Below are 24,353 nucleotides of genomic sequence, written 5' to 3'. Positions count from 1 at the left end.
GGCCGGGGTCAGCGTGCAAGGTGTTGAACCGCCGGTGGCATCGGGCGCAGACTGTGCCAGAAGGGTAAGGCCACAAGCGGATGACGTCTTTATGCGGAACAACTGTCGGAAGATCGGTTTAACCTTCTGTAAAGCCACCGTGCGTTGCGCGGTTGCGCTGGTCTGTCTGGCGGGCGGCGCCGGGACGGGGATGGCGCAGGTCGCGGCCCCCGTGGCCGATGGCATTGCTCCTGTCACCTCGGCCAACACGCGCCGGCAGGCGCTGCGCGACCAGTGGCTGGTGGACCTGTTGCCCGATCCCGCCATGGCCGCCCTGCCCATCGTCGATCCGACCCGCAGCGACCCGGTGGCCGGGCAATTGCGACGGCTCTATGCACAGGGCAAGGCGGCGGGTCTGGCCGGGGTGCTGTATGACAATCGCGACCGTGGGCATTCGGCGCTGGCACCCGGCGCTTTTCCACAGATGGCCCGCGTGGTCTACGATCAGGCCTTCCTGACCCAGATGCTGGATCACGGGCTGGCGGGGCGGATGACATTCTCGCTTCCGGTGATCGGCAATTCCTCGACCGCCTTCACCAAGGGGCCGCTGGAACGGTCCATCGGGCGCATGGCGACCGGCAGCCAGGCCGACGCCAGCCGCGCCAACACGCTGTATCTGTCCAACCATTTCTACGTCTATCCCGAGCATCGCGATCACGATGTTGACAAGGGCGACCGGATGTTTGCCATGACGCCGCATTTCGCGTTGTCGCAGGGGTCGTCGCGCACCGACCGCCCGGTGATGGAAGCGGTGGCCGAGGCGCTGGCCGCCCTGCAACCGGAAACCCGCGCGCGGGCCGAGGCCATGGGACTGCTGGCGCCAACCGCCCAGATGATCCTGCGGCGCAGCTTGTCCGGCGTGCGCTCGGATGCCGACTATCTGACGGCGCGCGCGCATCCCACTGCGTTTGCGGGCAATCTGCTGCGGCCGTCGGTGATGGTGGCGCTGGCCAATTCCATCGCCCCGGATGCGCTGCCGCCGGTGGTGAAGCTCAGTGTGGTTCGGGATTTTTCGGGCGTGCCGGGCCGCGATTTCCTGGCTGGCAACCTGGGTGAAGTTTTGTTCACCACGTCCACGGCCATCGGGCGGGCATGGCGCGGGCTGTCCAGCCGTCGTGACATCACGCTGGATGTGACGGGCACCGAAGATCCTTCCGGGCGCGAGCTGACGTTCCATTGGGTGGTGGTAAAGGGCGATCCGGAAAAGGTGCGAATCCTTCCCGAGGATGCGCGCGGTGGCCGCGTGACCATCGAGATGGATTGGCATGATCCGGCAACGGTGGCGCCACCCACGACGCCGCGTCCTTCCCGAATCGAGGTCGCGGTGATTGCCGACAACGGCGTACATCTCTCGGCGCCGTCGTTCTTCTCGGTCAGCCTGCCGCTGTTCCAGAACCGCGACTATGCGCAGCCCGGCGATCCCGTCCCGCGATCCATGAATTACCGCACCGATCCCGGCGATCCCTATGCCGATCCGCTGATCTGGCCCAAGGCGGCCTGGACCGACAGTTTCGAGGCGGGAGCGTCTGGCGGTTGGGTGCTGCGCCGCGACCACGGTGGCGGCGCCGTCCTGACCCTGCGCAAATCAGGGCTGGGCTATGTCACGGCGAACGGCCCCGTCACGCATGTCGCGCGAAAGTCCCAGAAAGGGCCGCTGGTTCTGGTGACGGTCCGCGCCGATGGCACGGATCAGTAATAGGCGTTGTCGTAGCCGTAACCGCCTGCCGTGTAGCGCACCTTGTTCATCACCACGCCCAGCACGTTGGTCACGGCGGCAATCTGGGTTTCCGCCACGTCGATCTCCTCGATCGAGGTCACCTCGGCGGCGACGACCATCAGGCTGCAATCCACGTATTCCAGGAACCCGACGGTGTCGTCGGACGCCAGAACAGGCGGCGCATCGAACAGGATGATGTCGGGGGCATAGGTCTCTTCGACCTTCTTCAGCGCCTCCCGCGCCTTGCTGCTTTGCAGCAGTTCGGAGGAGTTCGCGGCGGGCACCTGGTTGGTGGCGAAGGCGAGGTTACTGCCATAGGCCACCATGTGGTATTCCGCCGGCTCTTGCCCGCTGAGCACGCGGGCGAAGGCCATGTTTTCCTTGATTCCCAGCACCCGCGCCATTTCCGGGCGGCGCATGTCGGTTTCGATGACCAGGATCCGCAGGTCGGTTTGCCGGGCCAGCGAGAACGCCAGATTCGCGGTCACGGTGGTCTTGCCGCAACGGGGCGTGGGCGAGGTCACCAGGATGCGATGCCAGTTGTTGGCCTTGGCCTGTTGCAGGATCTTGGTCCGCATCATGTCGATCTCGGCGGCCTGCTTGCCGCCGAAGAAGGACACAAGCCGGTTGGTGCGGTACAGTTCTTCGTTCGGGGCCAGTTGCGGCAGGGCGCGCCAGGCCGAAAGGACGGCGTCATCGACAGGGGCGGGTTTAACCGTGTCTCGCGTCTGCGCCTGGTCCGGGGCGGTCTCTGCAACCGGCGCGGCCTTGTCCTTCGGCGGCGTCTGCTGTGTGCCGATGGTTTCGTTGCGCCGTTCGCGTGCCCGGTTGAGGGCGTCTTGAAGTCGTTCCATTGCCAAGCCTTTGTTCAGAGCCCCGCCAGCACCCGCGTACGGGCACACAAGTGCGTCGCGATCAGATCATCGAATAGCCGACCCGGTTCAGAAACGGTTCCAGAATCGTTTCCAGGGGGACGACCAGCGTGTGGATGGCGTACATGCCAAGGGGGATGAAGATGATAAAGAAGGCAATTGCGCCGAATACCATCATACGTTTGACGAAGATTTCACGGTCGGTCCGGATATAGGGCAGCACCGCAATCGGGGTGATTCCCAGCTTGTTGGTCAGTTCCACCGGACGCCGGATCGACTTGTTCAGCAGTTCCATCAGCAGGATGATGCCCAGACCCGTGGCCATGCCGGCGCCGACGCCGCCTGCCATGATGAGCGGACGGTTCGGACTGGACGGACGGTCGGGGCGGATGGCCTGTTCGATCACCGAAATGCGCTGACCCTTGGCGAGCAGTTCTATCCGTTCGCCGGTGGCGGCCTTGGACAGGCGTGCAACGGCGGTGTTGTACTGGCCCTGCGTGTTGTTGAAGTCGCGCTGTAGCTTGGACAGGCCGACACCGTTGGCAGGGGCTTCGAGGATCAAGGCCTCGATCCCGGCAATCTCGGCGTTCAGTTCCTCGATTTCCGACCGCAGAAGTTCAACTTGCGAATCGAGGTCCGACAGCTGGGCGCGGAACTGCGCTTCCTGCTGGGACATCTTCTGATCTTCGACCTCATCGGCCAGACCGCTGGCCGTCACGGCTTCGGCGGCGACCTGATCTTCAATCTGCTTGACCTTGGCCGCCAGCATGGTGAGCTTGGGGTTGGTCTTCGAATAGATCAGTTCGGCATCCGACAGGGCCTGGCGTGCCGCTTCGAGCTGTTGCTGCCGGGGAGTCATCTGACCACCAGCCCCTGCGCCGGCAACGCCGCCGGTCAGGCGGAACAGATCTTCCAGCCGTTTCTTCTGATCTTCCAGAACCACGATCTGACGCGCGCGCGTATCGATCCCGGTGTTCAGGCTGGCAAGGCGATTGCGCAGGTATTCCAGGTGCTGGGGCAGGGCCAGACCGGCCTGGGCTTCGTATTCCAGAAGACGGGCGCTTTGGGTGTCCAGCTCGGTCCCGAGCCGATCCACTTCCTGTTCAAAGAACTCCAGGGTGTCGCCCGCCTGTTCGGTGCGGATCTCGACGTTTTCCTGAAGCACCAGGGTCACGAATTCGTTCGTGACTTCCGCAACCTTGGCCGGTGAATCGCCGCGATAAGTGATCGTCAGAAGCGTCGTGGCGGGTGCGTTTCGACGTGAGGACGGTTTGACTGTATTGGTGGCCCGGAAGGTGGTGCGGTTGCGCATATCCGTCACGATTGCAGTCGCGGTCGGCGCGCTGCCCTGATCGCTGTCCGCGTACAGCCCCAGACGGTTGGCCATGTCGAGCAGGTTGGCGCGAGTCAGAAGACGCTGTTCGATGATCTGAAGCTGTTCGGCCGCTTGTACCTGCACGGTAGAGGCGGCCAGAGCGGCCGGGATCTGTTCGGCTTCCACCAGCAGCGTCGCGCGGGCCTCGTATTCGGCGGGCAGCAACATCGCGATCGAGAAGCCGATCGAGGAGAACAGCGCCGTGATCAGGATGAAGTACGGGCTGCGGCGCATGAAAACGCGCAGGTAATATTTTAGGTCAAGCTTCATGCCTGATCTCCTTCCAGGCTCGAAGCACCAAAGAAGACGCCGTCTTTCAGCACGCTTTCAATGGTTTCTTCGGTCACCACATGTTCCTCTGCCGAGAAGGCATAGACCAATCCCAGATCGCAGATCTGGTTGACGAGGCGGGGGATGCCCCGCGAAAGTTCATAGATGCGATGGATCGCGCTGGGGCTGAATTCCTGCCCGCTGCCGCCCGCCACCCGCAGCCGGTGCGCGATGTAAGCGCCGACGTTGTCCTCGGACATGGCTGACAGGTGGAAACTGGATCCGACCCGCTGCACGAACTGCTTGAGTTCGGGACGCATGATCAGGCTGCGCAATTCCGGCTGCCCCACCAGGACAAGCTGCACCAGTTCGTCCTTGTTCGAGTTGATGTTGGTGAGCATTCGCAGCTCTTCCAACGTGTTCACGTTCAGGTTCTGGGCTTCGTCGATGATCAGAATCACCCGATGCCCGTTGGCATAGGACTCCAGCAGGAAATCCTGCAACTGCTGGAACAACTGCACGTAGGAGGCGTGCGGATCAAACTTCTGCCCGACCGAATGCAGCACCCACTGCAGCAATTCGCCCCGGTCGCCCTGCGCGTTCGAGATCAGGCCGATCAGCACGTCCTCGGGCAGCGTCTTGAGCAGATGTTGCAGCAGGGTCGTCTTGCCGGCCCCGATCTCTCCCGTCACCACGGTGATCGGAGAGCGCGTGAGGATGCCGTATTCCAGCATCGTATAGGCCAGTCGGTGCGACTTCGACCAGAACAGGAAGTCAGGATCGGGGACAAGCGTGAACGGACGCTCGTGAAACCCGAAGAACGTATTGTAAATATCTACTGGAGCAGTTGTATTCATAATCCCGCAGCCCGACCTGAAGTACCAGCAACCCGGCGTTGAGTTCCCGCCCTTCGGGCACACACACAAGCACACTTAACCTCACAGGGTCTTATGCGCAAACTCAAGCCGTATGAAGGATTAATCGCGGAAGAGTTCAAAAAGTCGCAAATATTCCAAGCGATGCATGTCGCTTTCCTGGCCGACCGCGGTCGGCTGTTCGGCCTCTGCCGGCCGATGAACTTGCCTGATGCATCAATCAAATGCTTGGCAAACAGGCGGTTGATCCGATTCCGGGCGAAAATTCGCCTCCCGATTGTGTGATTCTTGACACGGTTTGCGGTCCCGTGTTCCGCTTTAGGTAGTGTAACCAACTGTTTACCATGTGATTTCCAGTTTTCGTGAAATATGGGCCAAAAGCTGCTAAATATTGAAAGGATTGTCTTGGGCATGATAGGGGTCATGTTGTGCGCCTCACGGGGGAAAGACCGCTGGGCCACAACCTGTATGAGTGGTGAATAGAGTTAAATGAGGGTGAACGGTAGTGACGGCACATTTCCCGAACTCGTCAGACGTGATTAAAGGAATTGTGGATTACACGCCTCGGAAGAGCTTCTACCGCTCTTTCTTCAAGCGTGTGTTCGATATTCTGTTCGTGCTGGCGGCCTCGATCGTGGCGGTCCCTGTCACCGTGCTTCTTGCCCTGATGATCATGTCCGATGGCGGTTCTCCGTTTTTCGTACAGCGGCGCGTCGGCAAGGATGGCAAGATCTTCAACATGGTCAAGCTGCGCTCGATGGTGGTGGATGCCGACCGCAAGCTTGCCGCGTTCCTGTCGCAGAACGAAGAAGCCCGCGACGAGTGGAACCGCAACCAGAAGCTGAAGTCAGATCCCCGCATCACCTTCGTCGGACGGATCATCCGCAAGACATCGCTGGATGAACTGCCGCAGTTCTGGAACGTTCTGCTGGGCGACATGAGCGTCGTTGGACCGCGCCCGATGCTGCCGTCGCAACGGGATCTCTATCCGGGCCAGGCCTATTACGCGCTCAAGCCCGGCGTGACCGGTCTGTGGCAGGTGGGCGATCGCAACAACACGTCCTTCGCGGCGCGTGCCAGGTATGACGCCGACTATTATCGGATTGTTAGCCTGAAGACGGATATCTGTGTCGTGCTGAAGACCGTTCGCGTGGTCCTCCGCGGCACCGGGCATTGACCGCGCGCCCCTGCGCTGTTTGACGCAACCAGCCGCGGATTTCTCCGCGGCTCTTTTTATTCGGGGCCCAGAAGGATTACATACCAAAATATGCTGCAACGACAGGGATCCAGAATGCGCAACGCTTCCCGGCTTCTATCCGCCGTACTTTTGACCTCAGCGCTGGCTTTGTCCGCTTGTGACTCGGTCGAGGACAAGGCCGAAAAGAAATATGAGAATGCCGTGGAACTGGCGAATGCGGGAGAGGTTGCCAAGGCCTTGGTCGAGCTTCAGACGGTGTTCAAGCTTGACGGAGAGCATCGTGACGCCCGGATGATGTACGCCCGGCTGAAGCGTGATGAAGGTGACATTGAACAGGCCTTCGGACATTTCCTGCTGGTGACCGAACAGTATCCCGAGGATTTCGAGGCGCATTTTGAAATTGCCAAGCTGGCGGTGGACCTGAGCGCGTGGCCCGAGGCCGAGAAACACGCCCGTGCCGCGGCCGAGATCGACCCGGACTATCCGGATCTCCAGCCCCTGCTGGTGGCGGTGGACTACAGCGCCGCGTCGCGCAACGAAGACGAAGCCGCGCAGGTTGCCGCCTATGAACGTGCCCGCGAGGTTCTGGCCGCCCAGCCCGACTCGTTGGTCGGCTGGCAGATCGTGGTGGATCGCCTTGTGCGCGAGGGCAAGACCACCGAGGCGCTGGAAGCCCTGGACGAAGCGCTGGCGCATCGCCCCGACAACACCCAGTTCCATCAGCTCAAGCTGAACCTTCTGGCCCAGATCGAGGATTTCGACGGTCTTGGCGTGCAGTTGCAGGAGATGGTCGAACGGTTCCCGGAAAACCGCGAAGTACGGACCGCGCTGGTGCGCTGGTACATCGCCAATGAGGATCCGGACGGGGCCGAGGTGTTCGTGCGCGATCTGGTTGCCCAGGCGGGCGACGAGATCCCGCCGCGCATCGCGCTGGTGCAATTCCTGACCCAGGTGCGCGGCGGCGAAGCGGCGCTGGCCGAACTGGACAACCTGATCGAGGAAGGTCTGGCCGACGCCACCTTCCGCCTGATCAAGGCCAGTGTTCTGTTCGACATGGGGCAGCGTGACACTGCCATCGAACAGGTCGAGACCCTGAGCCAGCAACATACCGACGGCGGGGACGAGGCGCTCAACATCAAGACCACCCTGGCGCGGATGCTTCAGGCCGAAGGTGACAAGGCCCGGGCCGAGGAACTGGTCAACGAAGTGCTGGCGCAGGATCCGGGCGACACAAATGCCCTGAAACTGCGCGCGGCCTGGCTGATCGAGGACGACCAGGTGCGGGATGCGGTTCTGGCCCTGCGCACGGCGCTGGATCAGGCGCCGCGTGATCCGGAAACCATCACGCTGCTGGCCAGTGCCTATGAGCGTGGCGGCAACCGGGAACTGATGGCCGAAAGCCTGGCGCTGGCATTCGAGGCGTCGGGCGCGGCCCCGGCCGAGGCGCTGCGCTATGCCCAGCACCTCATCACCAACGAGAAATACCTGACGGCCGAAGATGTCCTGATCCAGGCCCTGCGCCTGGCGCCGGACAGCGTGCCGCTTCTGCGCTCCCTGTCCGAGGTCTACCTTGGCATGAACGACCTGCCGCGCGCCGAGCAGGTGGTCACCGCGCTGCGCAATGTGAACACGGATGACGCCGTGGCCCTGGCCAATGGCTTGCAGGCCGCGGTGCTGCAGCGCATGGCGCGCACCGACGAGAGTATCACGTTGATGCAGAACATGATCGAGGAGGGGCAGTCGAACTTGTCGGCCCAGACCGCGATCGTGCGCACGCGCCTGGCCAACGGCGAGTTGGAAGAAGCCCGCGCCTATATGAACCAGGTTCTGGCCACGACGCCCGAAGACAGCCCGAACTACCTTGGCGTTCAGTTCCTCAACGCGGCCCTGACCGCCACCGAGGGGCAATACGACGAGGCCCGCGCAATGTATCGCGACATCCTGGCCACCGACAATGCCATCGAACCGGTCTGGCGCGCGCTGGTGGCAACCGCGGTGCGGCAAGGGGCCCAGGACGACGCCGCCCAGATCGTGGACGAGGCGCTGGCGATTCTGCCCGAGTCGGCAAACCTGTGGTGGATCAAGGCCGGGCTGGTGGAGCGGGGCGGCGAGATCGACGAGGCCATCGGCATCTACGAAGACCTCTATGCCAAGGACTCCAGCTCGACGATCATTGCCAACAACCTGGCCAGCCTGATCACGACCTACCGAAACGACGACGAAAGCCTGCAACGCGCCTTCGTGATCGCCCGCCGCCTGCGCGGCTCGACCATCCCGGCGTTCCAGGACACTTACGGCTGGATCGCCTACCGCCTGGGCAACTATGACGAGGCGCTGGAGCATCTGGAACCTGCCGCCGTGCGTCTGACCGGCGATCCCACGGTGCAATACCATCTGGCCAAGACCTATATGGCCGTTGATCGTCCGGGTGATGCGCGCCCCTATCTGGAAAGGGCGGTTGAACTTTGGGATGGTTCGGAGTTGGATCTTGCAACGCAGGCGCGGCAGGAGCTTGCGGCCCTGACCAACGCGCCCGCGTCGGAGTGAACGGAAACCCATCGGCAGGGGCCGCGCTTGCGCTGGCCCCCTTGCCCCTGACGCGCCCCGCCCCGGCGGGCCGGAGGATCCAGACGTGACGTGGAACATCCCCAATATCCTGACCGTGATGCGCCTGTTCGCGGCCCCCTGCGTGGCGCTGATCTTCATGGTTCTGCCACGGCCGATGGCGGATTGGGCCGCACTGGTGATCTTCGTTCTGGCCGCCGTTACCGACTGGTTCGACGGCTATCTCGCGCGAAAGCTGAACCAGCAGACCCGCTTTGGCGCCATGCTGGACCCGATCGCCGACAAGGCCATGGTCATCATCTCGATCTGCGTGATCCTGGCATTGTCGGGCCTGGATCCCTGGCTGACCCTGCCTGCGGTCGTCATCCTGTTTCGCGAAGTGTTCGTGTCCGGCCTGCGCGAGTTCCTGGGGTCCGATGCCAGCCTGTTGCAGGTCACCAAGCTGGCCAAGTGGAAAACCACCGCGCAGATGGTGGCGATCCCGCTGCTGCTGTTGAGCCTTGGCTTGCAAGAGGTTCATTTCTGGTTGTACCGATCCATGGATCCGGCGGATTACGGCGCGTTGCTGGCGCAGGGACCGCAAGACTGGAATGCCACGTGGCGCGTGGTGCAGGGCGGCTGGCTGAGCGGGTTGAGTGGCCTTGTGATGTTCTATGTCGCGGCCTTTCTGACCGGGCTGACCGGGCTGGATTACTACCGCAAGTCATTGCGGTTCCTTGAAGATGAGGCTGGTGACGATGCAGCTTGAGGTGCTCTATTTCGCCTGGGTGCGCGAACGGATCGGCGTGCCGCGTGAAACCGTGCAGACCGAGGCACGCACCGTGGCCGACCTGGTGGCTGAACTGACCACCCGGGAAGAACGTTACGCCGCCGCTTTCGCCGACCTTTCCACCGTGCGCGTGGCGCTGGACCAGACCCTGTCGGGGTTTGAGGCCGAGCTTTCCGGCGTGCGCGAGGTCGCCTTCTTCCCGCCGATGACCGGGGGCTGAAAATGGATGTCCTGATCCAGTCCGAGGTGTTCGACGCCGGGGCCGAACTGAACCGTTTCTGCCAGCGCGCCGCAAACAACGGGGCCGGGGCCGTGGTCAGCTTTACCGGATTGGTCCGCGATCTGGCCGACAGCCCGCTGTCGCGCATGGAGATCGAACATTATCCCGGCATGACCGAACGCGCGATCGAGGCGATCCGCGCCGAGGCGGTCACCCGCTGGTCCCTGTCCGGGGCGCTGGTGATCCACCGCCACGGCCAGCTTGCGGCCGGCGATCCGATCATGATGGTGGCCACCGCCGCCCCGCATCGGGTGGATGCTTTCGCGGCAGCCGAGTTTCTGATGGATTATCTGAAATCCCGCGCGCCCTTCTGGAAGAAGGAAGTCACCGCGCAGGGGGCGTCCTGGGTTGACAGCAAGGCCGAGGATGAGGCCGCGCTGGATCGCTGGGCGTAAGCCCGCTTTGCGTGCGCCGCGTGTTCAATGCGTGCCCATGTTCTGTTTCGAGATGAAGGCGCGCAATTCCTCGGTCTCGTGGCGGGCCGTCTGAAGCCCCTCCATCGCCGCTTTCAACTCGGCCTCGGTCTCTTTCAGACGACCGTGCAGCCGCACTTCTTCCTCTTTCAATTCGGCCCGCGCCGCATCGCGGGCTTCCTCGGCGTCGTGCAGCGCCTCGGCCATGCTGTCCAACTCGCCCAGGGCGGCTTTCGACACGTGCGACAGGCGGCTGACCACCCAATGGGTCACGAATCCCAGGCAGAAGGCCCCGAACAGCAGGATTGCCGTGGCGATGATGAATTCAGTTCTGTCCATCTGTCTGCTCCGTTTCTGCCGCGGGCGCGTCGGGATCGGCCTGCGCGGTCTCATCGCTGGGGGCGTCGTCCGGGGCAAAGGGCCCGAACAGGGGATAGCGCAGGCTGAACTCGATCCGGCGGTTGGCCTCGCGTCCATCGGCGGTGTCATTGTCGGCCACCGGGTTCTCTTCGCCATAGCCGATCGCGCTGAGGTTGCTGGCCCGGACCCGCTCGGCAATCAGGGCGTTGAACACCGCGTCGGCGCGCGCCTGGCTGAGGGCGGTGTTCATTTCGTCCCGGCCCTGGCTGTCGGTGTAGCCGCCGATTTCCATTTCCACGTCGTCGCAGTCGCGCAGGACGGCGGCGATCCGGCGCACGATGCGCAGGCCGTCAACGTCCAGCTCGGTCGAGCCCGGCGCGAAAGTGATCTTGGTATTGGCCTGGATCTCGTTGATCCGCGCCAGGCAGTCCTCGGCGGAGGGCAGCGAGGCGACGGGATCCAGTTCCTCGACATAGGCAATATCCAGCAGCATCGGCATCGACGGGCCCAGCAGCGCGGTCAGATTGGTGGCCAGTGTGCCGGGCAGGGCCGGATCGCCGGTGGTGCCCTTCAGGGTCAGCATGTCCGGGGTGATGCTCAGGCGCCCGGTTTCCAGCGCTGCAAAGGCATCCAGCCCGGCCAACACCCGCGCCGACCAACCTTCGGGCAGGCCGGATTGCTGGCGCAGCGAGACATGCAGCATGTCGCGGGGGAACCGCGCCGCGACCAGCGTTTCGACCACGTTGCGGGCGTGGCGATCCACCGTGCTGCCCCGGATGATGGCCTGCCCTTCCGGGCTGAGTGTGGCCGAGAACACGGCTTCGGCAGCGGCGACCCCCTGAGCGACCCCTGGCACCGGGGCCACTGTCAGTTGGTAGGTGTCGGGCAGGTCGGCTTCGAAGGCGGCAAGGGCATGGTCCAGCGGTTGCGGCAGAACCTCGGCGCCCGGCGTGATCGAGATGCTGAGATCCGAGATCGTCAGAATGCCCGCACCGATCTGGGTCAGCGTGTCGATGCCGTGTGCTGTGACGCGATCCCATTGCGTATCCGGTGCGCCCATCGCGACCGCGCAGGTGTTGTCATCGATCTGCGCCCCGGCGTTGCGGGCTGCGGCCTCGATCTGCTGGCGCCCCTTTGCGGAACTGGCCGAGCAGGCTTCGAACCGGGGGCCAGCGTCGTCGATGCGGAACCGGGTCACGAAGGGCGATACCACCGGCGGCGGCACCGAGAAATCGGACACCAAAACGATCTGATCGCCGATCTGACTGGCCAAGCCTTCTTCAAGGTACGTCTTGGTCTCGGCATCCGGGGCCAGCCCGGTGACGGTCATCGCCTCGGCCGAAAGCTCTACCCGCGCGTTGTTCAGGCCGCGCACCACGGCGACGCCGGCCTTCACGGCTGTCTCCCACCCCTCGGGCGGGGCATCGGGGCTGGTGGACAGAAGGCCCGACACCGTAGTCACACCTTCGATTTCAGCCAGCGTGTCCAGCAGCATCGCCTTGGCCGCGCCGCCGCCGGGGATCAGCCCCAGCGCCGTCACCTTGGCGCCGTTGCGCATCAGTTCGAACCGGTATTCCGGGGGCGGCGGCGCGTCGGGGTCGGCTACGCTCATCCCGTCGCGCAGGTTGACGGGGTTCACCACCGCGCCCGCCGCGCGCAGGGCGCGGAATCGCTCGGCTTCGTCCGGGGCTTCGCCGCCCAGCCGCGCCTGCAACCCGTCGATCTCGACCGTGACCCAGTCGAAGCCGCCATTGGCCAGCGCGGTTTCCAGTGCCGTACCCGCGCGCTCTTCCACCAGTTCGACCGCATGTTGGGCCACCACCACGCAGGCCCCGGCGCCGAGGCCGAGCGTTACGAGGTTGAGGGCAAGGATCGCAATGGGACGCATGAGGACTTCCGACCGTCAGGGAGGCTCCGTGTCTTTACGAAGCCACGCGCGCGAGATCAATCAAAGCAAAAGGGCTAACGCAAAGGCAGCGGCAGGAATCAGCCCGGTGTCGCGGTTGCTGCGGAACAGCGACAGGCAGTTGTCGGCGTCTTCGGTCTGCAAGCGGCGCAGCTGCCAAAGCTGATGCGCGGCAAAGCCCGGCACCGCCAGAAACGCCAGGGCACCTGCCGCCGTCAGCCCCTGACCGGCAAAGGCCGCCCAGATTGCCAGCGCCATCAGTGCCACCGACCCCCACAGGAAAAGGGTCAACCAGCGATGGGTGTTGCTGCCGAACAGCCGGGCCGTGGATTTCACCCCGATCAGCGCGTCGTCTTCCTTGTCCTGATGGGCATAGATGGTGTCGTAGAACAGGGTCCAGACCAGCCCGGACAGGTACAACAGCACCGCCGGCCACCCCAGCCGCCCGTCATGCGCCGTCCAGGCCAGCAGCGCACCCCAGTTGAAGGCCAGCCCCAGGAAGACCTGCGGCCACCAGGTGAACCGTTTGGCAAAGGGATAGATCGCCACCAGCGCCAGCGAGGCCACGCCCAGAAGGATGGCATTCAGGTTGAAGCTGAGCAGGATCGCGAAGGCCAGCAGCGCCTGCAGGCCCATCCAGGCCACCGCCCCCCGCACGCTGACCTGTCCCGACGGAATCGGCCGCGACCGTGTGCGGGTCACGGCGGCGTCGAACTCGCGATCGGTGATGTCGTTCCACGTGCAGCCGGCGCCGCGCATCAACCAGGCGCCCAGCCCGCAGCCAAGCATGATCCACAGCCCGTGCCAGCCCAGCCCCGCGCCGCTGGCCGCCGACAGCAGGACGCCCCACCAGCACGGCAGCAGCAACAGCCATGTGCCGACCGGCCGATCCGCCCGGCTGAGACGCAAATACGAGCGCGCCCAGTCCGGCGCGCGATGGTCCACCCAGTTGCCGCGCACCGCGTCGAACACCTGTCCCTCTGGCGCTTGGGGCGAGTCGGTCATATCTAGGCCTCATGTCGAACGCGAAAACCGCAGCAAAGATCAGGCTCTATGTAGAGCATCCCTTGGCCAAGGGACAATCGGTTCCGCTGACGCGGGATCAGGCGCATTACCTGTTCGGGGTGATGCGGCTGACCGTGGGCGATGCGGTGCGGCTGTTCGATGGGGTGTCGGGCGAGTTCCGCGCCGAGGTGGCCGAGGCCGGCAAGCGCGGCGGTGTGCTGGTCTGTGCCGAACAGACCCGGCCCTTGCAGACGCCGCCCGACCTGTGGCTGCTGTTTGCCCCGATCAAGAAGGCGCGCACCGATTTCATCGTCGAAAAGGCCGCCGAGATGGGGGCCGCGCGCATCTGCCCGGTGCAGACCGCCTTCACCAACTCCGAACGGATCCGGCAGGATCGGCTGCAAGCCCATGCCATCGAGGCCGCCGAGCAATGCGGCGGCACCTTCGTGCCCGAAGTGACCGCCCTGACCCGCCTGTCCGCGCTGCTGGACGATTGGCCCGCCGACCGCCGGTTGATGTTCTGCGATGAGACCCGCGCGGGGGAGGGGCTGGGGCTGACCGTGGCCGGTCCGGGCCCCTGGGCGATCCTGATCGGTCCCGAAGGTGGGTTCAGCGCCGAGGAACGCACGCGGTTGATGGCGATGGACCAGGCCGTGCCGGTCAGCCTTGGCCCGCGCATCCTGCGCGCCGATACCGCTGCCGTGGCCGCCATGACGGTCTGGCAGCAGGCATTGGGGGATTGGGCGTGATCCGCCGATCCCGGTCCCGTCATTTGCATCCCGCGCCCGGGATTGCGAGGCTGGGCTGACGCGGATTCGGCTTGGCCGAGTCCCTATTGAACGATTTGCCGATGCCTGCGAGGTGCTGCATTGAAAGATTTCATCCGCCCGGAACTGCGCCACGCCTTCTGGCACGCGCGCGAGCTGATCGGCGGTCTCGCGGTGGCCGCCTTCGCCTTGTGGTGGATGCTCAGTTCCCATGGGATCATGTTCTGGACTTCGATCCCCGCCATGGTGCTGGGGGTGGTGCTTGTGGCGCTTGGCCTGCAGCGGATGCGGTTTCGTACCGATGGCAACGGGCCGGGCGTGGTCGAGGTGGACGAAGCGCGCATCGCCTATTACGGCCCGCTGGATGGCGGCGCGGTGTCGGTCCGGGCACTGGCCGAGGTGGCGCTGGACCCGCGCGGTCGGCCCGATCACTGGACCCTGCGCGAATCCGATGGCACGACGCTTCACATTCCGGTGACCGCCACCGGGGTCGAGGCGCTTCTGGATGCGTTTGCGCAACTGCCGGGGTTTCGGACCGAACGGCTGCTGCTGGCCCGGCAGGTCAACCAGGGCGCGGTCTACGTGGTCTGGCAGCGGCCCGGAGTCGATCCCCCGAAGGGCGATTGGCTGATGCCCGTGACCTCGTCCAAGCCGGGCGCGGATTGACACACGGGTCATTTCCTTTCACCTGTCAGGTTCAACTGACCAAAGTTCGGAGCCGCATCTCATGTCTATTCCCCAATCGGGCGGCGGTCCGATCGAACATCGCGATCAACTGGCCGCCTATCTTGCGGACGGGTGCAAGCCGAAGGACGATTGGCGCATCGGCACCGAGCACGAGAAATTTGCCTATTGCCGCGATACCCTGAAACCGCTGCCGTACGAGGGCGAACGCTCGATCAAGGCGGTGCTGGAAGGGTTGCGCGACCGCTTTGGCTGGGCGCCGGTGATGGAAGGCGAAAACATCATCGGGCTGGAGAAGGACGGTGCCAACGTCAGCCTTGAGCCGGGTGGACAACTGGAACTGTCGGGCGCGCCGCTGGAAACCATCCACGGCACCTGTGACGAGGTGAACACCCACCTGCGCGAAGTGCGCGACGTGTCGGATCATCTGGGCGTCGGCTTCATCGGGCTGGGCGCTGCGCCGATCTGGACCGGCGACCAGATGCCGGTGATGCCCAAGGGCCGCTATGCGCTGATGACCAGCTACATGGACAAGGTTGGCACTCACGGCAAACAGATGATGTACCGGACCTGCACTGTGCAGGTGAACCTCGATTTCGCCTCTGAAGCGGACATGGTTCAGAAGCTGCGCGTTGCGCTGGCCCTGCAACCTGTGGCCACGGCGCTGTTTGCCAATTCGCCCTTCTTCGAAGGCAAGGTGAACGGGCACAAGTCGTGGCGCTCGCGGGTGTGGCGGGATCTGGACCCGGATCGCACGGGCATGCTGCCCTTCGTGTTCGAGGACGGGTTCGGCTTTGACGCCTGGGTGGACTATGCGCTCGATGTGCCGATGTATTTCGTCTACCGCGACGGCAAATACATCGACGCGCTTGGCCAGTCGTTCCGCGATTTTCTGAAGGGCCAGCTTCCGGCGTTGCCGGGCGAGGTGCCGACCCTGTCGGACTGGGCCGATCACCTGACCACGATCTTCCCCGAAGCCCGGATCAAGAAATTCATCGAGATGCGCGGCGCCGACGGCGGCCCGTGGCGGCGACTGTGCGCGCTGCCGGCGCTCTGGGTCGGGCTGACTTACGATCAAGGCGCGCTGGATGCGGCCTGGGATCTGGTCAAGGATTGGAATGCCGAAACCCGCGAGGCCTGGCGCGTGGCGGCTTCGGTCGACGGCTTGCAGGCCCGCGTGAACGGTCAGCTCATGCAGGATCTGGCGCGCGAGGTCGTGGACATTGCCGAGGCCGGGCTGAAAGCGCGGGCACGCCCCGGCGCCAACGGGCTGATCCCGGACGAGACCCATTTCCTGAACGCCCTGCAGGAAAGCGTCGAATCCGGTCGTACCCCGGCAGACGAATTGCTGGGGCGCTACAATGGCGACTGGAACGGCGACCTGACGCGGATCTACGCCGACTACAGCTACTAGGGGGCGAAGGGGTCGTCCTTGTACCCCACGCCGGCCAGGTACAACCCCTGCGGCGGGCAGACCGGTCCGCAGGCGGCGCGGTTGCGCGCGTTCAGGGCGGCGGTCACATCGTCCGGGGTCCAGGCCCCGGCACCGACCCGCTCCAGCGTGCCGACGAAGCTGCGCACCTGGTTGTGCAGGAAAGACCGGGCGCGGACGTGGAACCGGTACTCCACCGCATCCGAGCGCGCGATTTCCTCGACCCTGAGTTCGTCCAGCGTTTTCATCGGGCTGTCGGCCTGACAAATGGTGGACCGGAAGGTCGTGAAATCATGGTGGCCCAGCAAACGGTCGGCCCCGGCCTGCATCGCGGCGCCGTCCAGCGGCTGCTTGACCTGCCAGACCAGCCCGGCGTCATGGGTGACCGGCGCGCGGCGCGCCAGCAGCCGGAACATATAGCGCCGCTCGGTTGCCGAGAACCGCGCGTGCCAGTCATCGGCCACCCGCGCGGCGGCCAAGATCGCCACCGGCGCGGGCTTGAGGTGATGGTTCAGCGCCTCGGACAGGCGGAACGGATCCCAGTCGCGCACCATGTCGCAATGGGCCACCTGGGCCAGCCCGTGCACCCCCGCATCCGTGCGCCCGGCGGCGGCGATCGTATCCACCGTGGGATCAAGCTTGCGCAGCGCCTGTTCCAAGGCCTGCTGCACCGAGGGCTGTTCTTTCTGGCGCTGCCACCCGGCGAAAGGGGCGCCGTGATATTCGATTTTCAAGGCAAAACGGGGCATGGCGGTCCTCTAGCGTCCCGCGCGCGCCTGTGCAACGCGCCCGCACTGGTAAAACGCGCGTCAAAGCCATATCTCGAAACAAAGGTCATTCGGGGGCAGATGTGGTGCTGGGCAGTATTACGGACGGGTTGGCGCGCACCGCCGACGGGCTGGTGCGCACGGTCGAGGATGCCGGGGCCAGCGTGTCTGAAACCTTCTTCGAACCGACGCTGCGGCTGGGGGTGACCGGGCTGGCGCGTGCCGGCAAGACCGTGTTCATCACCTCGCTGGTGGCCAATCTGATCGACCGGGGGCGGATGCCGCAACTGGCCGCCGCCGCCGAGGGCCGCATCCTGACCGCCTTCCTGCAACCGCAGCCCGACGATACGGTGCCGCGCTTCGACTACGAACAGCATCGCGCCGCCCTGTTGGGGCCCGCGCCGCACTGGCCCGACAGCACGCGGGCGGTGTCGGAACTGCGCCTGTCGCTGCGGCTGAAACCCACCGGCCTGTTGGGCGGGATGACCGGGCCACGGGTGCTACACCTGGATATTGTGGACTATCCCGGCGAATGGCTGCTGGATCTGGCGCTGCTGGACAAGGATTTCGCTACATGGTCGCGCGAGACGCTGGCGCGGCTGGACGAACGCCCGTCTGGGCAGGTGTATCGCGACGCATTGGGGGCTGTGGATGTCTCCCAACCCCTGGACGAACCAGCAGCGCAGGGTCTGGCGCGTGCCTTTACCGAGCATCTGCACGCGGCACGCAAGGCCGGGTTTTCGGATTGCACGCCGGGGCGATTCCTTCTGCCGGGCGATCTGGAAGGCTCTCCGGTGCTGACCTTCGCACCGCTGCCCGATGGCGCGGCGCCACGTGGCTCGCTGGCGCGGGAGTTCGAACGCCGGTTCGAAGCCTACAAGTCCAAGGTCGTGCGGCCGTTTTTTCGCAATCACTTTGCCCGTATCGACCGGCAGGTGGTGCTGACCGACGTGCTGGGGGCGATCCATGATGGCCCCCGCGCGGTCGAGGATCTGCGCCGGACCATGGCCGATATCCTGACCGCCTTCCGCCCCGGATCGTCCAGTTTCCTGTCACGCCTGCTGGGTGGCAAGAAGGTGGACCGGATGCTGTTTGCCGCCACCAAGGCCGACCATTTGCATCACAGCCAGCATGGCCGCCTGACCGCGATCACCGAGGCGCTGGTGCAGGACGCCAAGTCGCGGGCCGATTTCGCCGGGGCGCAAACGCTGGCCCTGTCGCTGGCCGCCCTGCGCGCCACGGTCGAGGAAACCCGCGAGCACAACGGCCGCAAGCTGGATCTGGTGCGCGGCCGGTTGCTGAAGGATGGCCGTCAGGCCGCCTTCTATCCCGGTGCGCTGCCCGATGATCCCGCTGTGCTGTTGGCGCCGGCGCGCAGCGGGGCCGAAAAGTGGCTGGACGGTGACTATGGGATCATGCGGTTTGCCCCGGCGGCCCAAAGCCTGAAACCGGGCGACGGCCCGCCGCACATCCGCATGGATCGCGCGGCGCAGTTCCTGATCGGAGATCGCCTGTGACCGGCTTCCATCTGCGCGATGCCCGGCCCGAGGACGCGCCCGCCATGGCCGCGATCCTGACCGATTGGCTGACGCGGACACCCTGGTTGCCGAACCTGCACACGCCATCGCAGAACCAGGCCTTTTGTGGCAAACTCATCGACCAGAAAGCCGTGACCGTGGCCGAACAGAACCGGCAAGTTGTCGGCTTTCTGGCGCAGCGCGCGGCCGAGATCGACGCCCTGTATGTTGCGCAACAGGCGCGTCGGCAGGGCATCGGGCACGCGTTGGTGTCCGCGGCCAAGGCAAAGCAATCGCGCCTGGACCTCTGGACGTTTCAGGCGAACCTTGAGGCGCGGGCGTTTTACGCGCGCGAGGGGTTTGTCGAACTGCGCCGCACCGATGGCCAAGGCAACGACGAAAAGTTGCCCGACATCCGCTATTCTTGGGAAAGGACACCGACGTGAGTGACCGCGATGGCCCCGTGATGATCGATCTGGAGGCCGAGGACGCGGCGCCAAGCCCGTCGTCTGCCCCGCCCGTTCCGGATCTGGACGGCACTTTGCCAAACGATCCGGCGGCGATGCAGCGGCTGGCCAGCATGGCGAAACAGTCGCGGCGCGGGGCGCTGTCCACGTGGTTCTGGGCCTTGCTGGGCGGCATCATGGTCTCGGGCCTGTCGCTGGCCGCCTGGAGCATGGTGGAAAGGCTGATCGCCAGCAGCCCTGTTCTGGCGGGCCTTGTGGCCGCCCTTCTGGGGGCTTTCGGGCTGGTCTGCCTGCTGATCGCGCTGCGCGAAGTGGCGGCTTTCGCCCGTCTGGGACGACTGGACAAGTTCCAGCACCGGGCCACCGCGGCCCTGGCCGACAATGATCTGGAGGCAGCCCGCAAGACCGCCCGCGACCTGACAGCCTTCTACCACGGGCGGGCCGAGCTGAAATGGGCGCTGGACGGGATGCCCGCCCGGATCGAGCAAAGCTTCGATGCCGACGCGGTGCTGGGCGTGGTCGAACGCGACCTGCTGCGCCCGCTGGATACCGAAGCCACCCGCGCCGTGGAATCGGCGGCTCGGCAGGTGGCCACCGTCACCGCGCTGGTGCCGCTGGCGCTGGCCGATGTGGTGGCCGCGGCCACCGCCAACCTGCGGATGATCCGCACCATTGCCGAGATCTACGGTGGCCGCGCCGGCACCTTCGGCACCTGGCGGCTGATGCGCGCCGTGCTGACCCATCTTGTGGCCACCGGTGCGGTGGCGGTGGGCGACGATCTGATCGGCTCGGTCGCCGGGGGGTCGGTTCTCAGCCGCGTGTCACGTCGTTTTGGCGAAGGCGTGGTCAACGGCGCGCTGACCGCCCGCGTGGGCGTTGCCGCGATCGAGGTCTGCCGGCCGCTGCCCTTCACTGCCGCCAAGCGCCCTTCGGTCGCGCGTCTGGTGAAACGGGCGCTGACCGGGCTGTTCGGTTCGGACACTCAACCCAGTTGAGGCACGCTGCCCGTTGGGCGGTGACGATCCTCGACCCCCAATCGCAGCCCGCGCCCGATGCGATGGGCCAGCGTGGTCCAGGCGTCGGCCTGCGGGGCGGGCAGCAGGCGGTGGGTGACGGTTTCGAACAGATCCAGCCACGGGCCGAAATGGTCCGGGCGCACATCGCCGGCGGCCAGATGCACCGCCATCGGGTTGCCGTCATAGCCGGGCTGTTTCAGCAGCGCCCTCTTCCAGAACCGGCCGATCTTGGCCTCATGCGCGGCCCACTCCTCGGCCCCGGTGCCCACATGGCCGTTAAAGATCGGCCCCAGCACCGGATGCACCCGGATCTCGGCGTAAAAGGCGCGGACCACGCGGTCGATGTCGGCTTCGGTCAGCGGGGCGATGGGGGTGTCGGTCATGGGACGTCCTGAACATGGGGTGACCCCTACCTGCGGTCTGGGCCGCCAAGCTGCAAGGTGGCCACTGGTCGCGCGGGAAAAACCGCGCCATGGTCGGGACCATGGAGGCCGGACCGATGAAATGCACCATCCTGACCGAAGATGCCGAGGGCATGTCGTTCTTCACCGACGGCACGATCGACATGGCCGAAAGGCTGTTTGCCCCGCCCGCGCCGCCGATGCCACGGTCAGACCCCGAAGCCTGTACGCAGATCATCCACGTCGCCTTTCCACCGGGATGGACCGGCCCGCGCCATCCGTCGCCGCGCCGCCAGATCGCCTATTGCCTGGCCGGGCGCACACGGGTCGAGGCCTCCAATGGCTCTGCGATCACGATGATCCCCGGTGATATCCTGCGGATGGAAGACACCGACGGCGCGGGCCATGTCACCACCTCGATCGGCGAGGACGAGGCGCGGTTCGTGATCGTTCAGCTGGAGTAAGCGCCGCGCCGCGCTCTCTTTACCTCGCCCACGGGCGGTCCTATAAGCGCGCCATGGAATGGACACTCGCCATCATTGCGCGAATTACCGGCCCGGTGCTCTGATCCGAGTTGCCGGGACAAGGCGTATGGACCTCTCGCGCCGCTCTCATTCCCCCAGATTTCCCGACCTTCAAGGACGCTGACCGATGTCGTCTGAAACGATCGACTACAAAGATAGTCTGAACCTGCCCAAAACCGATTTCCCGATGCGCGCGGGGCTGCCCAAGCGCGAACCCGACTGGCTGGCCCGCTGGGAGGACATGGATATCTATGGCCGCCTGCGCGACAAGGCCAAGGCCGATCCGTCGCGCCGCCCCTTCACGCTGCATGACGGCCCGCCCTATGCCAACGGCCACCTGCACATCGGCCATGCGCTGAACAAGACCATCAAGGACATGATCGTGCGCAGCCACCAGATGATGGGCCGTGACGCGCGCTATATCCCCGGCTGGGACTGCCACGGCCTGCCCATCGAATGGAAGATCGAAGAGCAGTACCGCAAGAAGGGCAAGAACAAGGACGAGGTTCCAGTCGTCGACTTTCGTCAGGAATGCCGCAAGTTCGCCGAGGGTTGGGTCGATATCCAGCGCGAGGAGTTCAAGCGTCTGGGCGTCACCGGCAACTGGGCCAATCCCTATCTGACCATGGATTTCCACGCCGAGCGGGTCATCGCCGAGGAATTCATGAAGTTCCTGATGAACGGCACGCTCTATCAGGGCTCGAAACCCGTGATGTGGTCGCCGGTGGAAAAGACGGCACTGGCCGAGGCCGAGATCGAGTACCACGATCATCGCAGCCACACGATCTGGGTGCCGTTCCGCGTGCGTCGGGGCGGCAATGCGCAGATGCCGGTTCAGAACGAAGGCGCCGACTATGACGGCGCAAACCAGGCGATCCTGGCCGACCAGTTGCACGCCGCCCGCGTGGTGATCTGGACCACGACGCCCTGGACGATCCCGTCCAACAAGGCGGTCGCCTTCAATCCGGCGATCTCTTACGGGCTGTTTGAAGTTGAGGAAACGCAGGACGAAAGCTGGACCAAGCCCGGCGATGTCTACCTGTTTGCCGACACGCTGGCCGCAGAGGCGCTGGAAAAATCCCGCGTGACCCGCTTCCGCCGTGTGCGCGATGTGAGCACGCAGGAATTGTCTGCCCTGACGCTGGAACATCCTTTTGCCGGTCTCGACGGGGCCGAGGGGTTCTGGGACTACGACGTGCCGATGATCGACGGCGACCACGTCACCGACGAGGCCGGAACCGGCTTCGTGCACACCGCCCCCAGCCATGGCGCCGACGACTACGACTGTTTCGTCAAACGCGGCTGGATGGACCGGATGACATATAACGTGGGCGAGGAATCCGAGTTTCTTGCGCATGTGCCGTTCTTCGCCGGGCTTCAGGTGTTTGACCGCAAGGGCAAGGAAGGCAAGGCCAACCGCGCCGTGATCGACAAGCTGGTTGAAGCGGGTGGTCTGATCGCGCGCGGGCAGGTCAAGCACTCCTACCCGCATTCGTGGCGCTCCAAGGCGCCAGTGATCTTCCGCAACACGCCGCAATGGTTCGCCGCCATCGACAAACCGGTGGGGGACGGTCTGGATGTCATGGGCACCACCATCCGCGAGCGCGCCCTGAAATCTATCGACGAACTGGTGCAATGGACCCCGCACACGGGCCGCAACCGCCTGTTTTCGATGATCGAAACACGTCCCGACTGGGTGCTGTCACGGCAGCGCGCCTGGGGCGTGCCGCTGACCTGTTTCGTGCGCAAGGGCGCCGAGCGGACCGATCCGGACTTCCTGCTGCGCGACCCGGTGGTCAACGCCCGCATCGCCGAGGCTTTCGAGGCCGAAGGCGCCGATTGCTGGTATGCCGAGGGCGCCAAGCAACGGTTCCTGGGGGCGGATCACAACCCCGACGACTTCGAGCAGGTCTTCGACATCCTGGACGTGTGGTTCGACAGCGGCTCGACCCATGCCTTCGTGTTGCGCGACCGCGAGGACGGCTCGGCCGATGGCATCGCCGATGTCTATATGGAAGGCACCGACCAGCATCGCGGTTGGTTCCATTCGTCGCTGTTGCAAGCCTGCGGCACGCTGGGCCGGGCCCCCTATCGCAACGTCGTGACCCATGGCTTCACGCTCGACGAAAAGGGCATGAAAATGTCCAAGTCGCTGGGCAACACCATCGTTCCCGAAACGGTGGTCAAGCAGTACGGCGCCGATATCCTGCGGCTCTGGGTGGCCCAGTCCGACTATACCGCCGACCAGCGGATCGGGCCGGAGATCCTGAAAGGCGTGGCCGACAGCTATCGCCGGCTGCGCAACACCATGCGCTTCCTACTGGGCTCGTTGAACGACTATTCCGACGAGATCCGGGTCGCGCGGGACGACATGCCGCCGCTGGAACAGCTGATCCTGCACATTGTCGAAAAGCTGGATCGGGAAGTGAAGGAAGGCTATGCCGACTTCGATTTCCAGGGCGTGTTCCAGAAGGTGTTCCAGTTTGCCACGGTGGATCTGTCGGCCTTCTATTTCGACATCCGCAAGGACGCGCTGTATTGCGACGGCATGGACAGCCTGGCCCGCCGGTCGGCGCTGACGGTGCTGGATATCCTGTTCCACCGGCTGACCACCTGGCTGGCACCGATCCTGGTGTTCACCATGGAAGAGGTCTGGCTGCAGCGGTTCCCCGGCGATGACAGTTCGGTCCACCTGCAAGACATGCCGGACACGCCGACCAACTGGCATGACCCGGTGCTGGCCGAATGGTCGCTGTCGCTGCGCGCCCTGCGCCGCGTTGTGACCGGCGCGCTGGAGCTTGAGCGTCAGTCCAAGACCATCGGTTCCTCGCTGGAGGCCGCCCCCATCGTCTATCTGACGCAGGAGATGCGCGACAAGATCGGCGACGACACCGAGAAGTTCGCCACCATCTGCATCACCTCGCAGATCGACCTGCGCGTCGAACCGGTGCCCGAAGGGGCCTTTACCCTGCCGGATGTGCCCGGTGTGGGCGTGGTCTTTGCCAAGGCCGAGGGCGCGAAATGCCAGCGCTGCTGGAAGATCCTGCCGGATGTGGGCACCCACAGCCACGCCGATGTCTGCGGGCGCTGCGACAGCGTTCTGAGCGCCTGACGCCAGCCTCGAACCCGAATAT

At 64.9% G+C, this 24,353-nt stretch carries 22 protein-coding genes; 14 read left to right on the top strand and 8 right to left on the bottom strand.

Annotated features, from left to right (window positions below):
- Nucleotides 1–139 precede the first annotated feature (139 nt).
- Nucleotides 140–1,735 (top strand): hypothetical protein, encoded by a 1,596-nt coding sequence (locus ACP15K_RS08510; RefSeq protein ID WP_424990284.1) that lies wholly within the window; start codon nucleotides 140–142, stop codon nucleotides 1,733–1,735.
- Here the strand turns inward: ACP15K_RS08510 and ACP15K_RS08505 are convergent.
- From ACP15K_RS08505 to ACP15K_RS08495, 3 genes are all read right to left on the bottom strand, one after another.
- Nucleotides 1,729–2,610 carry a CpsD/CapB family tyrosine-protein kinase gene (locus ACP15K_RS08505; RefSeq protein ID WP_424990283.1) on the bottom strand — a complete coding sequence of 294 codons (882 nt, stop codon included), beginning with the start codon at nucleotides 2,608–2,610 and terminating at the stop codon, nucleotides 1,729–1,731. The genes ACP15K_RS08510 and ACP15K_RS08505 overlap by 7 nt on opposite strands.
- Before the next feature lie 61 nt (nucleotides 2,611–2,671).
- On the bottom strand, nucleotides 2,672–4,273 hold the full coding sequence (locus ACP15K_RS08500; RefSeq protein WP_193139873.1) for a GumC family protein: 1,602 nt from the start codon (nucleotides 4,271–4,273) through the stop codon (nucleotides 2,672–2,674).
- Complete coding sequence (locus ACP15K_RS08495) at nucleotides 4,270–5,130, bottom strand: ExeA family protein (RefSeq protein WP_193139871.1); 861 nt, start codon at nucleotides 5,128–5,130, stop codon at nucleotides 4,270–4,272. The genes ACP15K_RS08500 and ACP15K_RS08495 overlap by 4 nt, the downstream gene beginning before the upstream one ends.
- A gap of 553 nt (nucleotides 5,131–5,683) precedes the next feature.
- On the opposite strand from ACP15K_RS08495, the gene ACP15K_RS08490 reads away from it, so the two are divergent.
- The 5 genes from ACP15K_RS08490 (at nucleotide 5,684) to ACP15K_RS08470 (ending at nucleotide 10,355) form a co-directional block, all read left to right on the top strand.
- Nucleotides 5,684–6,325, top strand: coding sequence for a sugar transferase (locus ACP15K_RS08490; RefSeq protein WP_319022420.1), 642 nt, complete (start codon nucleotides 5,684–5,686; stop codon nucleotides 6,323–6,325).
- A gap of 168 nt (nucleotides 6,326–6,493) precedes the next feature.
- Complete coding sequence (locus tag ACP15K_RS08485) at nucleotides 6,494–8,893, top strand: tetratricopeptide repeat protein (RefSeq protein ID WP_424990282.1); 2,400 nt, start codon at nucleotides 6,494–6,496, stop codon at nucleotides 8,891–8,893.
- 85 nt (nucleotides 8,894–8,978) lie between these two features.
- Complete coding sequence (gene pgsA / locus ACP15K_RS08480) at nucleotides 8,979–9,659, top strand: CDP-diacylglycerol--glycerol-3-phosphate 3-phosphatidyltransferase (protein ID WP_193139865.1); 681 nt, start codon at nucleotides 8,979–8,981, stop codon at nucleotides 9,657–9,659.
- On the top strand, nucleotides 9,634–9,900 hold the full coding sequence (gene moaD, locus ACP15K_RS08475) for a molybdopterin converting factor subunit 1 (RefSeq protein WP_424990281.1): 267 nt from the start codon (nucleotides 9,634–9,636) through the stop codon (nucleotides 9,898–9,900). The genes pgsA and moaD overlap by 26 nt, the downstream gene beginning before the upstream one ends.
- Before the next feature lie 2 nt (nucleotides 9,901–9,902).
- The gene (locus ACP15K_RS08470; protein ID WP_424990280.1) at nucleotides 9,903–10,355 is read left to right on the top strand and encodes a molybdenum cofactor biosynthesis protein MoaE; all 453 of its coding nucleotides are present in this window, start codon (nucleotides 9,903–9,905) and stop codon (nucleotides 10,353–10,355) included.
- A gap of 24 nt (nucleotides 10,356–10,379) precedes the next feature.
- Here the strand turns inward: ACP15K_RS08470 and ACP15K_RS08465 are convergent, their stop codons facing one another.
- Genes ACP15K_RS08465 through ubiA form a run of 3 tightly spaced genes read right to left on the bottom strand, consistent with a single transcriptional unit; the run spans nucleotide 10,380 to nucleotide 13,644 of the window.
- On the bottom strand, nucleotides 10,380–10,712 hold the full coding sequence (locus ACP15K_RS08465) for a hypothetical protein (RefSeq protein WP_193139862.1): 333 nt from the start codon (nucleotides 10,710–10,712) through the stop codon (nucleotides 10,380–10,382).
- A complete protein-coding gene (locus ACP15K_RS08460) occupies nucleotides 10,699–12,621 on the bottom strand; it encodes an OmpA family protein (RefSeq protein WP_424990279.1) in 1,923 nt (640 codons plus the stop codon). Before ACP15K_RS08460 ends, ACP15K_RS08465 begins: the two co-directional genes overlap by 14 nt.
- A 60-nt stretch (nucleotides 12,622–12,681) precedes the next feature.
- On the bottom strand, nucleotides 12,682–13,644 hold the full coding sequence (gene ubiA / locus ACP15K_RS08455; protein ID WP_424990278.1) for a 4-hydroxybenzoate octaprenyltransferase: 963 nt from the start codon (nucleotides 13,642–13,644) through the stop codon (nucleotides 12,682–12,684).
- A gap of 11 nt (nucleotides 13,645–13,655) precedes the next feature.
- On the opposite strand from ubiA, the gene ACP15K_RS08450 reads away from it, so the two are divergent.
- The 3 genes from ACP15K_RS08450 to ACP15K_RS08440 all read left to right on the top strand — a co-directional run bounded on the left by ACP15K_RS08450 (nucleotide 13,656) and on the right by ACP15K_RS08440 (nucleotide 16,509).
- Nucleotides 13,656–14,393 carry a 16S rRNA (uracil(1498)-N(3))-methyltransferase gene (locus ACP15K_RS08450; protein ID WP_424990277.1) on the top strand — a complete coding sequence of 246 codons (738 nt, stop codon included), beginning with the start codon at nucleotides 13,656–13,658 and terminating at the stop codon, nucleotides 14,391–14,393.
- Nucleotides 14,394–14,513: 120 nt separating this feature from the next.
- On the top strand, nucleotides 14,514–15,077 hold the full coding sequence (locus ACP15K_RS08445; protein WP_424990276.1) for a hypothetical protein: 564 nt from the start codon (nucleotides 14,514–14,516) through the stop codon (nucleotides 15,075–15,077).
- Between the two features lie 61 nt (nucleotides 15,078–15,138).
- A complete protein-coding gene (locus tag ACP15K_RS08440; protein WP_193139852.1) occupies nucleotides 15,139–16,509 on the top strand; it encodes a glutamate--cysteine ligase in 1,371 nt (456 codons plus the stop codon).
- On the opposite strand, the gene truA is transcribed toward ACP15K_RS08440, so the two are convergent.
- Nucleotides 16,506–17,276: a tRNA pseudouridine(38-40) synthase TruA gene (truA, locus tag ACP15K_RS08435; protein ID WP_424990275.1), complete on the bottom strand. Its 771-nt coding sequence runs from the start codon at nucleotides 17,274–17,276 to the stop codon at nucleotides 16,506–16,508. The two genes, ACP15K_RS08440 and truA, sit on opposite strands and share 4 nt — an antisense overlap.
- Nucleotides 17,277–17,377: 101 nt before the next feature.
- On the opposite strand from truA, the gene ACP15K_RS08430 reads away from it, so the two are divergent.
- The 3 genes from ACP15K_RS08430 to ACP15K_RS08420 are packed head-to-tail and all read left to right on the top strand — an operon-like array spanning nucleotide 17,378 to nucleotide 20,273.
- Complete coding sequence (locus ACP15K_RS08430) at nucleotides 17,378–18,811, top strand: YcjX family protein (RefSeq protein WP_394355439.1); 1,434 nt, start codon at nucleotides 17,378–17,380, stop codon at nucleotides 18,809–18,811.
- On the top strand, nucleotides 18,808–19,257 hold the full coding sequence (locus ACP15K_RS08425; protein ID WP_424990274.1) for an N-acetyltransferase family protein: 450 nt from the start codon (nucleotides 18,808–18,810) through the stop codon (nucleotides 19,255–19,257). The genes ACP15K_RS08430 and ACP15K_RS08425 overlap by 4 nt, the downstream gene beginning before the upstream one ends.
- The gene (locus tag ACP15K_RS08420; RefSeq protein ID WP_424990273.1) at nucleotides 19,254–20,273 is read left to right on the top strand and encodes a YcjF family protein; all 1,020 of its coding nucleotides are present in this window, start codon (nucleotides 19,254–19,256) and stop codon (nucleotides 20,271–20,273) included. Before ACP15K_RS08425 ends, ACP15K_RS08420 begins: the two co-directional genes overlap by 4 nt.
- Here the strand turns inward: ACP15K_RS08420 and ACP15K_RS08415 are convergent.
- Nucleotides 20,261–20,677, bottom strand: coding sequence for a group III truncated hemoglobin (locus ACP15K_RS08415; protein ID WP_193139846.1), 417 nt, complete (start codon nucleotides 20,675–20,677; stop codon nucleotides 20,261–20,263). The two genes, ACP15K_RS08420 and ACP15K_RS08415, sit on opposite strands and share 13 nt — an antisense overlap.
- Nucleotides 20,678–20,766: 89 nt before the next feature.
- On the opposite strand from ACP15K_RS08415, the gene ACP15K_RS08410 reads away from it, so the two are divergent.
- Together ACP15K_RS08410 and ileS are read left to right on the top strand one after the other, a co-directional pair.
- Nucleotides 20,767–21,159, top strand: coding sequence for a cupin domain-containing protein (locus ACP15K_RS08410; RefSeq protein ID WP_424990272.1), 393 nt, complete (start codon nucleotides 20,767–20,769; stop codon nucleotides 21,157–21,159).
- A 187-nt stretch (nucleotides 21,160–21,346) separates the two neighbouring features.
- Nucleotides 21,347–24,331 carry an isoleucine--tRNA ligase gene (ileS, locus tag ACP15K_RS08405; RefSeq protein ID WP_424990271.1) on the top strand — a complete coding sequence of 995 codons (2,985 nt, stop codon included), beginning with the start codon at nucleotides 21,347–21,349 and terminating at the stop codon, nucleotides 24,329–24,331.
- The last annotated feature ends 22 nt before the right edge of the window (nucleotides 24,332–24,353 follow it).

The sequence above is a fragment of the Fluviibacterium sp. S390 genome, from assembly GCF_049800695.1.
Classification (GTDB): Bacteria; Pseudomonadota; Alphaproteobacteria; order Rhodobacterales; family Rhodobacteraceae; genus Meridianimarinicoccus.
The sequence above is the reverse complement of the archived record's forward strand: the minus strand, read 5'-3'. Positions and strand labels throughout refer to the sequence as shown.